The sequence below is a fragment of the Bradyrhizobium sp. CCBAU 11434 genome, assembly GCF_028128895.1.
Lineage (GTDB): Bacteria > Pseudomonadota > Alphaproteobacteria > Rhizobiales > Xanthobacteraceae > Bradyrhizobium > Bradyrhizobium zhengyangense.
Window position 1 is genome coordinate 85,410 of record NZ_LBJX01000002.1, and the last position, 13,851, is coordinate 99,260.

Consider the following 13,851-nt stretch of genomic DNA (forward strand, 5'->3'; position numbering starts at 1 on the left):
AAAACACCAGTAAGGATTGGACTTGGCAGGTTGGATCTGTGGGACGCAACTGATCCTAGCGACCGGGGTCTGGTTACCGGGCGGCCGCGTGCAAAACGCCGCTGGGTGTCGCCTAAACCTTCGTGCCGGTACCAGTTTCTCGATCGGCAAGTCTTGCGTCCGGTCCAATGAGATGGCATTGGCTAACTATCCCAACACGTTAGTGACCAAACCAGATAACACGACGTGGCTGCCAACGCAGGCTTCTACAACCGCACGCGATCGACTTGATGTTGATGTGCTGAACCACGGACCAGTCGCTCCGATGAAAATCGATAAATCGTTCAAGTCGCGCATCGCCAGGGCGGTTCGAGAAAGCCTCATTGCACGCAATGCTGCACATTTCGCAGAACTCATGCTTTTCGGATCTGAGATCCGAGCAGGGCTCGCGAAGCGCATAATATCCAGCTATTATTCGAGCGTTTTCCGGCGCCAATGGGCCTGGCAAGTCTATGGCGAGCCGCACTTCAGCATTCATGCGGGGGCTCTGTTCAGCTTGTTTGATGGTAATCTGAATGCCGGAGTATACTCGTTTACGCGCGCATTCCTTTCGGCTGAAATCATCCGCGATGGAGCTAAGGTACTTGACATCGGCTGCGGCGATGGAGCCTTGACAAAGCGCTTCTATGCGCCGAGAGCAGGTTACGTTGACGCCGTCGATATCGAAGACAGTGCGATCCAGTATGCGGTCAGGCACAACTCGGCGCCGAACATCAGCTATCGCCGGCTTGACGCAGTGATCGAGGCATTCCCTCGCTCAAGCTACGATTTGATCATCTTCGATGGCGCGATCGGTCATTTTACACGCGAAGGTTCGATGGAGGTACTGAAGAAGATCTCCGCTGCGCTGGCGCAAGACGGCATTTTTTGCGGCTCGGAAAGCCTCGGACCGGAAGGACAGGATCATCTACAGATATTCAACACGCAAGACGACCTGCGCGCCCTTCTTCGGCAGCAGTTCAAGCATGTTCGTATCAAACAACAAAAATATCCGTTGGCCTCGCTGGCCGGCGGGCGCATAGAGGCTTATTGGCGTTGTTCCAACGCCGACGGACGACTGGAAGAGCTTGACTGGCAGTGAGCGCAATGCCGGAGACCGTCCGGTGCGACCCTGATCGTGTTTGATCCGTCCAAGCAGGTGTTTTGGTAGCGCTTTTGGGTTGCGACCGTATTCCCCTTGGGCTAATCGTCGCGCTCGTAGGTTGTTTGGACGTCGTGGTGAGAACGTCTTGATGCGGGTCATGCGCAGATTCTGGGACTTGGCAAATTCGCGTGTGCGCGGCCTGTTGGCCCTGCCTCGTCAGATCGAGGATGGCAAGCTACTCGCTGCCAAGACTCTGAGCTTGCAACTTGCTTCGCAGGGCACGATTGACGATATTAGGGGCTCTGAGTTCAAAGTCTTCTCCCAGTTCGGCGAAGATGGCATCATACAATACCTGATCCGGCAAGCCCGCATCCCGGCCCATTGCCGAAGTTTTATCGAGTTCGGCGTCGAGTCCTACGACGAAGCGAACACGCGATTTCTGCTGGTGAACAACAATTGGCGCGGGCTCATTATCGATGGCGATCTGTCCAACGTACGCCGTGTGCGGAGCAGCTCGATCTATTGGCGCCATAATCTCGTCGCCGTCGATGCGTTTGTCGATGTCGACAATATCAACGGCATTTTCTCCGAAAACGGATTTGTCGGCGAGATAGGTTTGCTCAGCGTCGATATCGATGGCAACGATTACTGGGTCTGGGACAAGATCGAAGTCGTTAATCCCATGATCGTGGTGGCCGAATACAACAGCGTGTTCGGGCCGCGTCATGCCGTCACCGTGCCGTACAACAAGACTTTCGTTCGATCGCGCGCCCACAGCTCCAATTTATATTGGGGCGCTTCGCTAGGTGCATTGGTACAGCTTGGCGAACGCAAAGGGTACGCGTTTGTGGGATCCAACAGCGCGGGCAACAACGCGTTCTTTGTGCGTCGCGATTGTCTCAACGGCCAGCGGGTGTTAACGGCAGCGGAAGGGTACGTCGAGTCTCAATTCCGGGAATCCAGGGACGAGGCTGGCAGGCTCACATTCCTGTCGGGAGCCGCGCGGCTACGGGAAATAGGCAACATGCTCGTCTACGATGTCGAGCACGATTCCCTGGTTAAGCTCGGAGATCTGAATTGATTGCTGCAAGCGGAGTTGAGAGATGAAGTTCGAGGTAGTCGAGCACGAAGGCAGGCGTTACGCCGAAATCATCCGCGCCGGCACGACGGTAGACAAGAGCGTATTCTTTTCGCCGGCCGGTTCATCGTTCCAGTTCGGGCTGCTCGCCCACGGGCGCGATTTCGTCGAACCTGCACATTATCACCCCACGATCGAACGCAAGATTGACGATCTGCAGCAGATGTTCGTTGTCCAGAAGGGCGTTGTCGCGGTCGATTTCTTTTCTGACGGCGGGGTTCGCTTTCACGAGGTCGTGCTGCGGGTGGGTGACGCAATTCTCTTGATCCATGGCGCGCATTCGGTGCGCGTGTTGGAGGATATGCAATGTGTTAGTGTCAAACAGGGACCCTTCCTAGGCGCTGACCGGGACAAGGTCGAGATTGGTGTGCAACGATGATCCCCGTCTTTGAACCTCTCATCGGCGACCAGGAAATCACCTACGTCACGGACGCCCTTCGGCGCGGAGAGATTTCCGGCAATTTTGGTACCTATCTCGATCGGTTCGAGAAGGGTTTTGCCGAGTACTGCGGCTGCAAGCACGGCATTGCCGTCACGAGCGGAACGACCGCCCTGCATCTCGCGGTCGACGCGGCGGGCGTGGGGGAGGGGGACGAGGTGCTCGTCAGCGCGAGCACCAACATCGCCACCGCGCTTGGCGTGTACCACAATGGTGGCATGCCTGTGCCGGTCGATTCCGAGAATCTCACCTGGAATTTGGATCTCGACCTGATCGAGGCACTGATCACGCCCAGGACGAAGGCGATCATTCCTGTCCACCTATTCGGACATCCGGTTGACATGGACAGGCTGATGGAGATCGCAAAAAGGCACAACCTCGTGGTGATCGAGGATTGCGCCGAGTCGCACGGGGCCACCGTCAGAGGACGCATGACCGGGAGCTTCGGCAACATGGCGTGCTACAGCTTCTACGCCAACAAGGTCATCACGACCGGCGAGGGGGGCATGGTGACGACCAATGACGACGAGCTCGCCGAACGCCTCCGCCTTCTCCGAAATCTCGGCTTTACAAAGCCTCGGTTCCGTCACGAAGTCGCAGGCTATAATTTCCGCATGACGAGCTATCAGGCCGCAATGGGACTGGCCCAGTTCGAGAAAATCGAGCAGATCATTGCCGACAAGCGCCGGGTGGCGGCCGCGTATAATTCCCTGCTCGGGAAGGTGCCCGGTCTGCGCCTACCGGTCGAGTTGAATTGGGCGCGAAACGTCTATTGGATGTATGCGCTGACCGTCGAGCCCGAGTTCGGACTTACGCGCGACGAACTGGCAAGTAGGTTAGCCAAGGCCGGCATCGAGACCCGGACCTTCTTCTGTCCCATGAACCAGCAGCCCATTCTTAAGGAAATGCCTGGGTTCCAATCCGACGGCTGCCCCGTTGCCGACGGTCTTTGGGAGAGAGGCCTGTACTTGCCGTCCGCCCCGAGCTTGTCCGACGAAAAGCTCCAATACGTAACCGACGCCATCGTCAAAGCCAGAAGTTGAGAAAGTTGAATGCACGTCGGCGTCGTCCTGGGCGACATTGATAAACAGCTTGGCGGCGGGTTTACGTTCGTCCACGACGTGGTGGCCGCATTCTTGGAGCAGGCAGCGACAAGCTCGCATCGCTTCACGCTGTTCGCGCCAAGAGACTACGTGGAGGCGATGCGCGGAGAGCAGTTGGCGCCGAACGTCACTCTGATAGCGAACTGCAAGCCGGGTATCTTGGACAGGCATATTTCTCTGCTTCGTCACTATTGGCCCGTATTTGGATATTTTTGGAGATGGCCGAGCCGGTTCGAGCAGCAGATGCGCACTCTCGGGGTAGAGTTCGTCTGGCTCGCTGGGGGAAATCACGATACCTACGAGACTCCCTACGCGACGACGCTGTGGGATGTTCAGTACTTGACGCATCCGTGGTTACCGGAAATGAACCGAAACTGGCAGTGGGAACATCGGGAGCTCTTTTTTTCGAGACATCTTCGGCGGGCGACGTCGATCATCGTGGGGACAAAGATCGGCAAGGATCAGGTTACCCGGTACTGCGGCGTTCCGGAGGATCATATCGACATCCTACCGCATCCGACGCCCAGCTTCGCACTGCGAGCAGCCGAGCAGGAAAGTAAGCCACCGGCCAACCTTCCGAAGGACTTCATTTTCTATCCGGCTCAGTTCTGGCCTCACAAGAATCATGTGAACTTGCTTCGGGCGCTCAAGATTCTCGTCGAAACCGATCCTGATACGCCGACTCTCGTTCTCGTTGGATCCGACAGAGGCAATCGGGCGTTTGTCGAAAGCTGCGCCGCCGAACTCGGAGTCTCGCACAAGATTGTCATCCTCGGTTTCGTACCGACTGAGGACGTCGTTGGGCTGTACAAGCACGCCCGGGCGCTGGTCTATCCATCCTTTTCGGGTCCAGAGAACCTGCCGCCGCTTGAGGCGTTCGCGTTGGGATGTCCCGCTGTCGTTTCAAACTATCTTGGTGCCGAGGAGCAGCTTGGAGACGCCGCGCTTCTGTTTGATCCAATGGACCCTGCGTCCCTGGCGGATTCGGTCCGCAAGGTTCTGTCCGACGCGGAGTTGCGACGCAAACTCGTCGAGCGCGGCAAGGCTCGCGCGATACGGTGGACCGGCCGCGAGTTCGTTGCCGGCGTATTCAAGATATTCGACAGATTCGAGCCGCAGCGTCGTTGCTGGAAATGATCGAATCAGGCCCCCGGCCCAGCTTCAACGGATCGCCGTGGACGCGGTTCGCTTCGAGAATAGATAGGTCTCGGTCGTCGAATGGTGCCCAGTGATCTCGTGTAGATCATACGGAATACAGGGCCATTCACGCTGCAATCTGAGTCCCGCGTTTTCGCAAAGTTCGATCAATTCGCGCTTCTCGAAGACGATTTCGACGACCGGCGCACCGTACGCGTACTTAGTCAGAAAAATTGTGCGATGTTGGTGAACTGGCACAGTATGCAGAATGCAGAAGCGTGAGGCGACGCGCGCTGCTTCGCGAACCGCATCTTGATAGGCGAGAATATGCAACAGAGAGACGCCATTAAAAACGATCTCGAAGCTGCCGCTTGAAAAGGGCAGCATTGTTGCGTCGGCGACTTCGAAGGTGACCGACGGGTATCGCGCACGTGCGCGCGCGATCATCGCCTCGGAATAGTCCACTCCGGAATAGCGGAGTCTGTCGGGCAGCAAATGGGCAAAGATCTCCGAATAGTAGCCACTACCGCAGCCAACCTCGAGCACGGTCGGTGCTGCAAGCTTGGTCTCCTCAACGGCGGCCGCGGCGACCGCAAAATCGAGGCGGGCAGCGCCCCGCTTCATGGCTTGGATCAGATTCAGATAGGCGCGTTCCTGGCGCTGCACCGTGCGCGCGGCGAACCATCCCTCTGATGCAGTCGAGATTCTGCGAGCCTCGTCGAGGCCGCTGAGAACGCGGTAGTCGGTCGAGGTCAGGAATTGACGCCGCACAATCGGGATCGACCGGATGATGCGAGCACCGAGCCGTCTGGCGAGCGAACGTGGTTTCATCGGCTTGCCGGCAGGTCTGCGGCGAGCCGAAGAAGGGTCTGCACGCGTTGACGGTAGGTGTGCTGCGCCATGGTTCGGGCCTGACCGGCCCGGGCGATGGCTTGTCGCCGGTCTTCATCGTCGAGGGCGGCCTTGATCTCCGACAGGCAGTCTTCGACCGATGTCCACACGGCGACCTCGCGCCCAGGCTCGAACAGGCTGGGCAAGTTGTCCTTGGCATCGGTCAGTAGAAACGAGCCGACCCCCGTTGCCTCGAACAGCCGCATGTTGCCGGCTTCTCGGCCGGCCATATCGATGTGCGAGTTCAACGTCACGCGCGATGTTCTGAGAACCTGATACATCTCAACGCCCCACACCTCGCCCTGATAGCAGCGGTGCAGCGGCGAGGAAGCAGGGAGGGTGTGCAGTCCGCTGCCGTAGAGTTTCAGATCGTAGGTACGCGCGACCGCTTCGAGCTGCGCGACCCGCTGCTGGTGATCCGCCGACACGGCGCCGACGAAGGAGATGTCGATGCTGCGCTCGGGCGCCGGCGGAAGCACGTCGAGGATGTCGGGCTCGAAGGCCAGATGAAGCACTTCGGACCTGACGCCCGCGTTGCGGAACGTCCGAACGACTTGGAAGAGCTGCGAGATCATCAGATCATAGGCCGACCAGTCCTCGCCGCGCGAGGGAACGATACCGATCTGGCCGATCAGGATCGGGCGGCCGATGCCCTTGATCCGTCGCGCAAGGCGCGCATCGACGTGAAAGACGTCCTGGTTGAGCACCAAGTCAGGCCGGAATTCCTCGATCTGCGCCAGCAGGATCTTTTCCGCCTCGGCATCCAGCCGCGGGCTCAAGCCGACCTTGCGTGCGAGCGGCCTGAGGACGGGCTTGAACGGTGCGATTCCGCGCTGGAGCCAGTTGGGGATTGCTTGCCGCGGGGCGTCGGAGCCGGGCGCCGGCGGCCGCTCCACGGCGATGCCGTGCTCGCGCGCCCAGGCCGCCCACATCCAGGGATTGTTGACGTGAATGTCGGCGGCGACGTGTCCTGCGGCAGCGAAATTGCGCGAGTAGAAATCGGCGACGCCGAACAGGCTGGCATTTCGCGCCGCCATTTGCGTGGCGTAGGGCGTGCCGGCAAGCTCGGGATTGCGCTGATACAGCCACGCCACAAAGCGCGGATAGTCGGCGTTGAGGATGAGGACACGCACTGGCTTAGTTTAATCCCTTTGGCATGGACAAGGTCTATGCCATTAGCCGGGGTCTGATCAACAATGGTTCGGAACCGGGTGGAAGTGGCGACATCGATATGTCCGATCTCAAGGAAGGCTCAAGCGAGAAGCTCCGCGCGTCCGTTGGCGGCAGACGTCGTTCATCTGCCAGGCGCCGCTGGCGTAGTCGATTGACCGGGTTCGGCGGGGGCGGGTGGTCTTACAATCCAATATGCTCTACCATTGGTGTTGGGGTCGGAATTGTCGCTCGCCGAGAATAGGACGGTGCTGCCGTTCAGTCTCAGATGCGCGAACCGGCCGCCTCCGAGTGCGGCAATTTCGTCCGCGCTACTATGAGCCGGACCTAACCGCTTTCCGTTTTCGTAGAGCTCGATTGGAGAGCGATAGGGACGGTCTCCGGAATCGCCCAAATCATCAAACATCGAGTAGCGTTCGGTCCCGAACGCAAAGCTGGATGGGGAGCCCTGTCTCGAAAACGGCTTCCACAGCAGGACTTTTTCGCCGGGAACCGGGGGGCCTACTGTGAACTTTGGGTCAGGGCTGTACGAGATCGTTAGCCAGTAAGCCGTCGCGAAATATCCGAGAGCAGCGGCAATGACGGCTATCAGTCTCGATCGGGTGTTCCATGTCTTCATTGTGAGCAGTCAAGCATTACCCTTCATAGTCGACCTAACCCATCCGTACGCGCCATTCGCCGTGGCTCCGCGTATCGATTTGGCGCGTTGCTCGCGATAGGTCAATTGTTGGAAATATATCACAGATCCAAGCAGACCGGCTCGAACGCTGTTGCATTGTATTTCGGGAGGTGTATTTTATCTCTAGTTTTGGTTGTGCAGTATGCCATTTCCACCGGGAAGCCCGAGGTGCCTGACGAATTTGATCCGCGCATCGAGCCGGAAGCTCGGCGCATCGCGGACGAGATGGGAAATCCGAAAGTCACCGAAGTCGACTGGGACGTCTTCTTCGGTCGTCGCACCGGCGCTTTGTCGGTCGCTGCATCGAGCAAGATGCTATACGCGTATACGGCAGCTCGACTGGTTGCGCGGGAAGAGTTCTGATGCGCGCTTCTGCCTTCCTGATCGTGACCTTGATGATCTATCTTCCTGTTGCCTTTCTTCTCAGTCAGCGGCCGGGAGCTGACGCGAACATCCTGTCTGGACCGTTCGTTCAGTATGAAAATACGCATGCTTTTATAGTCCACCCTGCAATTCCCGGCGCCAAGCCGGATGACAAGGACAACATCGATCAATCGACCTTGCAATTGTATGAGGATGGAAAGCCGCTGGGGCCGGCGCACAGCGTCCATCGCGATGTCATGGTCGCCGGGCAGGGTCGCTATTCGTACTGGCGATACAACGGGACAATGCTGCTTTTTTCGACCAGCGACAACACCGATCCAAACACCAACGGGCGCACGTATAGCGTGGCTGACCCAAACGCGCCCGATCCGTACCGGGCGCAACGACGCGCCCACCAAGCTGGGGCGGCTCAAGCGTTTTCCGGTGAGCGCATTAAGTGATTACGCAACTGATGTCTTGAGATCAGCTTGAACAACGTGGCCGGTGTGAAACATCTCGCGAGGTGTCAAATACAGCAGCAGGAACAAAAGACCTCCGCCGTATGAAAGCATGACCGTCGTAAGCGGAACATTCATCAATGTCTGGGCAATGATAGCGCTCGAAATCAGGATGAACCGATCAGGCAATCCCGCCGAAAGGCGATTGCCGACAGCAATGACAAGGCCGCAGGCCAAGGCTGAAAATGGTGCGAACAGCGTGCCGACGGAGGCCACTCCTTCCGTCGCAAACAGCGACGCGTTGAAATAACCGCCGATACCGAAGAACTTGTAGATCACCACGCTCAGCGGCTCCGTGTAGGGACAGGACACGAGCGCCTTCACGAATTGCACCTGACAAAAGTAGGTGGATTCGTGGGTCGAGAAAAAATAGTTGTAATAGTCCATGGCGACCGAGGGAATCGCGATCATCCTGAAGTTGACCAATCCAAAATAGGTGATCGTGCCGTAATGCAACATGCCTTGGCGGACGAGAAAAAAAATCAAAAGCCCGAAAACGATCGGAGCGAAAACCGACAACACAACGGTGGACCTGGCGTCGATAAACCTCGAAACGACGGTCAGGCCAACGAGCCAGACCGGAGCAAACAGAGATGCCTTTGCGAGCGTGATTGGATAAATGAGCAAGATGAGAAATATGACCAGGCCCGCGCGCCAGAGATTCTTACGCAGCACGAAGCAGGCAAATGCGAACGGAAGCAGCGAGTTCGACGTAATGCCCAGGAGGTAGCTCACCGGCGTCGGGAACGCCAGTGCTTCGCGAAAGTCGTAAATTCGGTCGATGCCGACCATCCTGAAATTGTACCAAGCGCCAACCAGTATGACCGCCATTGATACCATGAGGATCAACGTCAGACCCCGGCTCGCGGTGCGCTCCGACAGGCGGACCAACCGAGGGAGGGGTTCGTTGATGAGCAAGGCGGGTAGCAGAAATGACAGGGCGGAGGCCGCCGCAGACAGGCCAGTCACCGCATGATTGTAGGGAAGGTCTGAGAAAGAGTTCAGCCACAGGTAGCCCAAGATCATGACGTAGAGGTAGAAGCCGATGGCATATCCAAGACTGAATCGGGCAAGGCCGAACAGGCAGGACGTGCAGGCAAAGAGCACTGTGATCGCCGTGGCGAGCCACAATGCACCGGAAAAATACCTGATGTGAAACTCGGGATAGAGGAGTGAGACGCAAGCGAGGGACAAGCAGCAGGTCGCACTGCAAGCGTACGCTAGGATGGCGATCTGCTTCGTATCGAGCTTGTAGTAGAGCGACATTTTTCCGTCAGTCAGTCCCCAAACACTCTGGCTAACTCAATTTGTGTGTGCTTTCAATCTGTTTCGAGTAGACGCCGCGTCGTGCGTTTTTCGCAAACACCGGCATTTTACACGCGTCCTGTTTGATGTAGTAGTATCCGGCGTTTTGATCGGTCAGGAAATCGCATGCTGGGAGCTACTTCTGTCAGATTTGGTCTGCTCGGGTGCGGGCGCATTGCCAAGCGCCATTCCGACCTTTTGGGTGGCAACCATATCGAGGGCGCGCGCCTCGTCGCGGTCTGCGATTCCGAGCGCGCCCGGGCGGACGCGATCGCCTCAAAGTTCAAGGTCGCCGCGCATTATGATCTCGATGACATGCTGGCGCGCGACGACGTTGACGCGGTCTCTGTGTTGACGCCGAGCGGGATGCATCCGCAGCACGCGATCGCCTGCGCGCGGGCGGGCAAGCATGTCGTGGTCGAAAAGCCGATGGCGCTGCGGCTGCAGGACGCCGACGACATGATCCGCGCCTGCGACGAGGCCGGCGTCAAGCTCTTCGTCGTCAAGCAGAACCGCTTCAACGTGCCGATCGTCAAGGCGCGCGAGGCGCTCGATGCCGGCCGGTTCGGCAAGCTCGTGCTGGGAACCGTGCGCGTGCGCTGGTGTCGCGACCAGGCCTATTACGACCAGGATGCCTGGCGCGGCACATGGGCGCAGGACGGCGGCGTTCTGACCAACCAGGCCAGCCACCACATTGACATGCTGGAGTGGTTCTTCGGCGACGTCGTGAGCGTTCATGCGCGCAGCACCACCGCGCTGGTGAAGATCGAGACCGAGGATACGGCGGTCGCGACGCTGAAGTTCCGCAGTGGCGCGCTGGGGATCATCGAGGCCACGACCGCCGTGCGGCCGGTCGATCTCGAAGGTTCGCTCTCGATCCTCGGCGAGAAGGGAACGGTCGAGGTCGGCGGCTTCGCCATGAACCAGATCCGGCACTGGTGCTTCGTCAACGAGCTGCCGTCGGACAAGGAAGTCATCGAGAAGTTCTCGGTCAACCCGCCGAACGTCTATGGTTTCGGCCACCAGGCCTATTATCAGCACGTCGTCGAGTGCCTCGTCGACCGGGGTGCTGCACTGGTCGACGGGCTCCAGGGCCGCAAGAGCCTGGAGCTGATCTCCGCGCTCTACGAATCCATCGAGACCGGGCAGGAGGTGCAGCTCCGCTTCATGCCCCGTCGCAGCCGCCTGGGTATCGCTTCGTGAGCGGCCCCGAGCGCCTCCAGATCGGGATCCGCGACGTCAGCTTCAGTGCCGGCGTCAAAATCGTCGAGCCCTGCAATCTCTATGGCTGCACGATCGGCGACGACTGTTTCATCGGGCCGTTCACCGAGATCCAGAAGGACGCCGTTATCGGTGCACGCACGCGTGTGCAATCGCACAGCTTCGTCTGCGAGCTCGTCAGCATCGGCGAGGATTGCTTCATCGGCCATGGCGTGATGTTCATCAACGACACCTTTGCGAGCGGCGGACCGGCCAGGGGGCGCAAGGAACTATGGCGCGAGACCAAGGTCGGCAACCGGGTGTCGATCGGCTCCAATGCGACGATCTTGCCGGTCACCATCGTCGACGACGTCGTGATCGGCGCGGGCTCGGTGGTGACAAAGGACATCGCCGTGGCCGGCACCTACGCTGGCAATCCGGCCCGACTCCTGACCTTGCGGAAGTGATTGATGGCGGTACCCTTCGCTGATCTCCAGCTCCAGTATCAAAACATCAAAGGCGAGATCGACGCTGCGATCGCCGCCGTCATCCGCGACAACGCCTTCATCCGCGGCCCCTATGTCGATGCGTTCGAGCGCGACTTCGCCAAGGCCGCGTCCGTGAAGCATTGCGTTTCCTGTGCCAACGGGACCGATGCGCTCTATCTCGCGATGGCCGCACTGAAGATGAGGCCGGGCGATGAGGTGATCACGACGGCGCATTCCTGGATCTCGACCTCGGCGATGATCACCCATGCCGGCGCGACGGTGAAATTCTGCGACACCGACGGGGCGACCTTCACGGTCGATCCAGCGGCAATCGAGGCTGCGATCGGCCCTCGCACCGTCGGCATCATCCCGGTGCATCTCTATGGCCAGCCCGCCGACATGGACGCGATCATGGCGGTCGCGAACAGGCATGGTCTGTGGGTGATCGAGGACTGCGCCCAGGCGCACCTGGCGCGTTACAAGGGGCAGATGGTCGGAACGTTCGGCGCGGCCGCGACCTATTCGTTCTATCCGGGCAAGAATCTCGGTGCGATGGGCGATGCCGGCGCCGTTGTCACCAACGACGCAGCCCTTGCCGAGCATATGACGAAGCTGGCGCGCCATGGCGGCCTGGTGAAGCACAAGCACGAGATCGAGGGCGTCAACAGCCGGCTCGATGGCATGCAGGCCGCGATTCTCTCGGCAAAGCTTCCGCATCTGGCCGCCTGGACCGAGGCGCGGCAGCGGGCCGCTGCGATCTATGATGCCGGCCTCAACCAGATCGAGGGCGTGAGCGTGCCGCAGGTCGCGCCCGGCCGCGATCACGTCTATCACCTCTACACCATCAGGCATCCGCGCCGCGACGCACTGGCGGCTCACCTCAACGCCAACGGGGTGCAGACTGCGATCAACTATCCGACCGCGCTGCCGCTGCTTCAGGCCTATGGGCGATTCGGTCACACCGCGGCGCAATTTCCGCATGCATATCGGGACCAGAACACCATCCTGTCGCTGCCGATTTTTGCCGAAATCACGCCGGCGCAGCAGGACAGCGTGATCCGTCTCCTGCGCGAATTTGCATAGCGCCGGGCAGGGCGCTCCGCTCGCGCGAGATTTGCTGATCCTTCTCAAAGACTTGTGGGCCCCGCCCGGTTGTCTTTTGTGTGCGCAGTTCCCGGTCCCTTGATGGGACCGCCGCGCATTCAAAACTGGCCTCCAGCGGCCGGAATGTTTAGAAGCGGCCGTATCAGGTCGGCAGGCGGGTCGGGTGGCCCGGCCAGAGGGGAACCAAAACTTTGCGAAAGGTACTTTTGACGGGGGCGGGCGGGTTCATCGGGTCGCACCTTGCGGAAGAGCTTGTCCGGCGCAATGTCGCGGTGCGTGCCTTCGTGCACTATAACAGCATGGGTGCGCATGGCTGGCTGGATTGCTCGCCGCCTGACATCAGGAAAGAGCTCGACGTCTTCGCCGGCAATGTGTGTGATCCCAACGGCGTGCGCACCGCCGTCAAGGGCTGCGACGCGGTGCTGCATCTCGCCGCGCTGATCGCGATTCCGTACTCCTATCATTCGCCCGACACCTATGTCGAAGCCAACATCCGCGGCACGCTCAACGTATTGCAGGCGGCGCGGGATCTCGGCGTCGAGAAGGTGATCCATACCTCGACCAGCGAGGTCTACGGCACGGCGCAATTCGTCCCGATCACCGAGGAGCATCCGCTCCAGGGTCAGTCGCCTTACTCGGCTACCAAGATCGGCGCCGATCAGCTCGCGCTGTCGTTCGAGCGCTCGTTCGGCACGCCGGTGACGGTGGTGCGCCCCTTTAACACCTACGGGCCGCGACAGTCGGCGCGCGCGGTGATCCCGACCATCATCACCCAGATCGCGGCGGGCGCGCGCAAGATCAAGCTCGGCAGCATCCATCCGACGCGCGACTTTAACTATGTCGCCGATACCGTCGGCGGCTTTTTGGCGGCGCTCGATTCCAAGGCCTGCGTCGGTGAAGTCATCAACATCGGCAGCGCTTTCGAGATCTCGATCGGCGACACCGCGCGGCTGATCGCCGAGCTGATGGAAGCCGAGATCGAGATCGAGCATGACGACGTGCGCGTACGCCCCGAGCGCAGCGAGGTCGAGCGGCTCTGGGCCTCCAATGCCAAGGCGCAAAAGCTGCTAGGCTGGTCGCCGCGTTTCGGCGGCGTCGACGGCCTGCGCGAGGGTCTGGAACAGACCATCGCCTGGTTCACCAAGCAGGAGAACCTGGCCCGTTATCGCGTCAATGCCTACACGCTGTGAGCC

14 protein-coding genes are annotated in these 13,851 nt (G+C 59.6%); 11 read left to right on the top strand and 3 right to left on the bottom strand.

The window, feature by feature from the left end; translation table 11 throughout:
• Positions 1-178 precede the first annotated feature (178 nt).
• From XI06_RS02605 to XI06_RS02625, 5 genes are all read left to right on the top strand, one after another.
• Positions 179-1,120 (top strand): class I SAM-dependent methyltransferase, encoded by a 942-nt coding sequence (locus XI06_RS02605; RefSeq protein WP_271604593.1) that lies wholly within the window; start codon positions 179-181, stop codon positions 1,118-1,120.
• A 148-nt stretch (positions 1,121-1,268) separates the two neighbouring features.
• Positions 1,269-2,204 (top strand): hypothetical protein, encoded by a 936-nt coding sequence (locus XI06_RS02610; RefSeq protein WP_271604594.1) that lies wholly within the window; start codon positions 1,269-1,271, stop codon positions 2,202-2,204.
• 22 nt (positions 2,205-2,226) lie between these two features.
• Positions 2,227-2,640, top strand: coding sequence for a hypothetical protein (locus tag XI06_RS02615; RefSeq protein ID WP_271604595.1), 414 nt, complete (start codon positions 2,227-2,229; stop codon positions 2,638-2,640).
• Complete coding sequence (locus XI06_RS02620; RefSeq protein WP_271604596.1) at positions 2,637-3,743, top strand: DegT/DnrJ/EryC1/StrS family aminotransferase; 1,107 nt, start codon at positions 2,637-2,639, stop codon at positions 3,741-3,743. The genes XI06_RS02615 and XI06_RS02620 overlap by 4 nt, the downstream gene beginning before the upstream one ends.
• Positions 3,744-3,752: 9 nt before the next feature.
• Positions 3,753-4,940 carry a glycosyltransferase family 4 protein gene (locus XI06_RS02625; RefSeq protein WP_271604597.1) on the top strand — a complete coding sequence of 396 codons (1,188 nt, stop codon included), beginning with the start codon at positions 3,753-3,755 and terminating at the stop codon, positions 4,938-4,940.
• A gap of 24 nt (positions 4,941-4,964) precedes the next feature.
• Here XI06_RS02625 and XI06_RS02630 read toward each other — a convergent pair whose 3' ends face one another.
• Positions 4,965-5,771, bottom strand: coding sequence for a class I SAM-dependent methyltransferase (locus tag XI06_RS02630; protein ID WP_271604598.1), 807 nt, complete (start codon positions 5,769-5,771; stop codon positions 4,965-4,967).
• Complete coding sequence (locus XI06_RS02635; protein ID WP_271604599.1) at positions 5,768-6,964, bottom strand: CgeB family protein; 1,197 nt, start codon at positions 6,962-6,964, stop codon at positions 5,768-5,770. The genes XI06_RS02630 and XI06_RS02635 overlap by 4 nt, the downstream gene beginning before the upstream one ends.
• An 884-nt stretch (positions 6,965-7,848) precedes the next feature.
• Between XI06_RS02635 and XI06_RS02640 the strand changes: the two genes are divergently transcribed.
• Both XI06_RS02640 and XI06_RS02645 read left to right on the top strand, forming a co-directional pair.
• On the top strand, positions 7,849-8,043 hold the full coding sequence (locus XI06_RS02640) for a hypothetical protein (RefSeq protein ID WP_271604600.1): 195 nt from the start codon (positions 7,849-7,851) through the stop codon (positions 8,041-8,043).
• Positions 8,043-8,504: a hypothetical protein gene (locus XI06_RS02645; RefSeq protein ID WP_271604601.1), complete on the top strand. Its 462-nt coding sequence runs from the start codon at positions 8,043-8,045 to the stop codon at positions 8,502-8,504. The genes XI06_RS02640 and XI06_RS02645 overlap by 1 nt, the downstream gene beginning before the upstream one ends.
• Here the strand turns inward: XI06_RS02645 and XI06_RS02650 are convergent, their stop codons facing one another.
• Complete coding sequence (locus XI06_RS02650) at positions 8,505-9,827, bottom strand: hypothetical protein (protein ID WP_271604602.1); 1,323 nt, start codon at positions 9,825-9,827, stop codon at positions 8,505-8,507.
• Positions 9,828-9,992: 165 nt separating this feature from the next.
• Here XI06_RS02650 and XI06_RS02655 point away from each other — a divergent pair, with 165 nt between their 5' ends.
• The 4 genes from XI06_RS02655 to XI06_RS02670 all read left to right on the top strand — a co-directional run bounded on the left by XI06_RS02655 (position 9,993) and on the right by XI06_RS02670 (position 13,848).
• Positions 9,993-11,069, top strand: coding sequence for a Gfo/Idh/MocA family protein (locus tag XI06_RS02655; RefSeq protein ID WP_271604603.1), 1,077 nt, complete (start codon positions 9,993-9,995; stop codon positions 11,067-11,069).
• Positions 11,066-11,533 carry an acyltransferase gene (locus XI06_RS02660; RefSeq protein WP_271604604.1) on the top strand — a complete coding sequence of 156 codons (468 nt, stop codon included), beginning with the start codon at positions 11,066-11,068 and terminating at the stop codon, positions 11,531-11,533. Before XI06_RS02655 ends, XI06_RS02660 begins: the two co-directional genes overlap by 4 nt.
• Positions 11,534-11,536: 3 nt before the next feature.
• Positions 11,537-12,637: a DegT/DnrJ/EryC1/StrS family aminotransferase gene (locus XI06_RS02665; RefSeq protein WP_271604605.1), complete on the top strand. Its 1,101-nt coding sequence runs from the start codon at positions 11,537-11,539 to the stop codon at positions 12,635-12,637.
• Between the two features lie 212 nt (positions 12,638-12,849).
• Entirely contained in the window at positions 12,850-13,848 is a 999-nt protein-coding gene (locus XI06_RS02670) for an NAD-dependent 4,6-dehydratase LegB (protein WP_271604606.1), read from the top strand.
• The last annotated feature ends 3 nt before the right edge of the window (positions 13,849-13,851 follow it).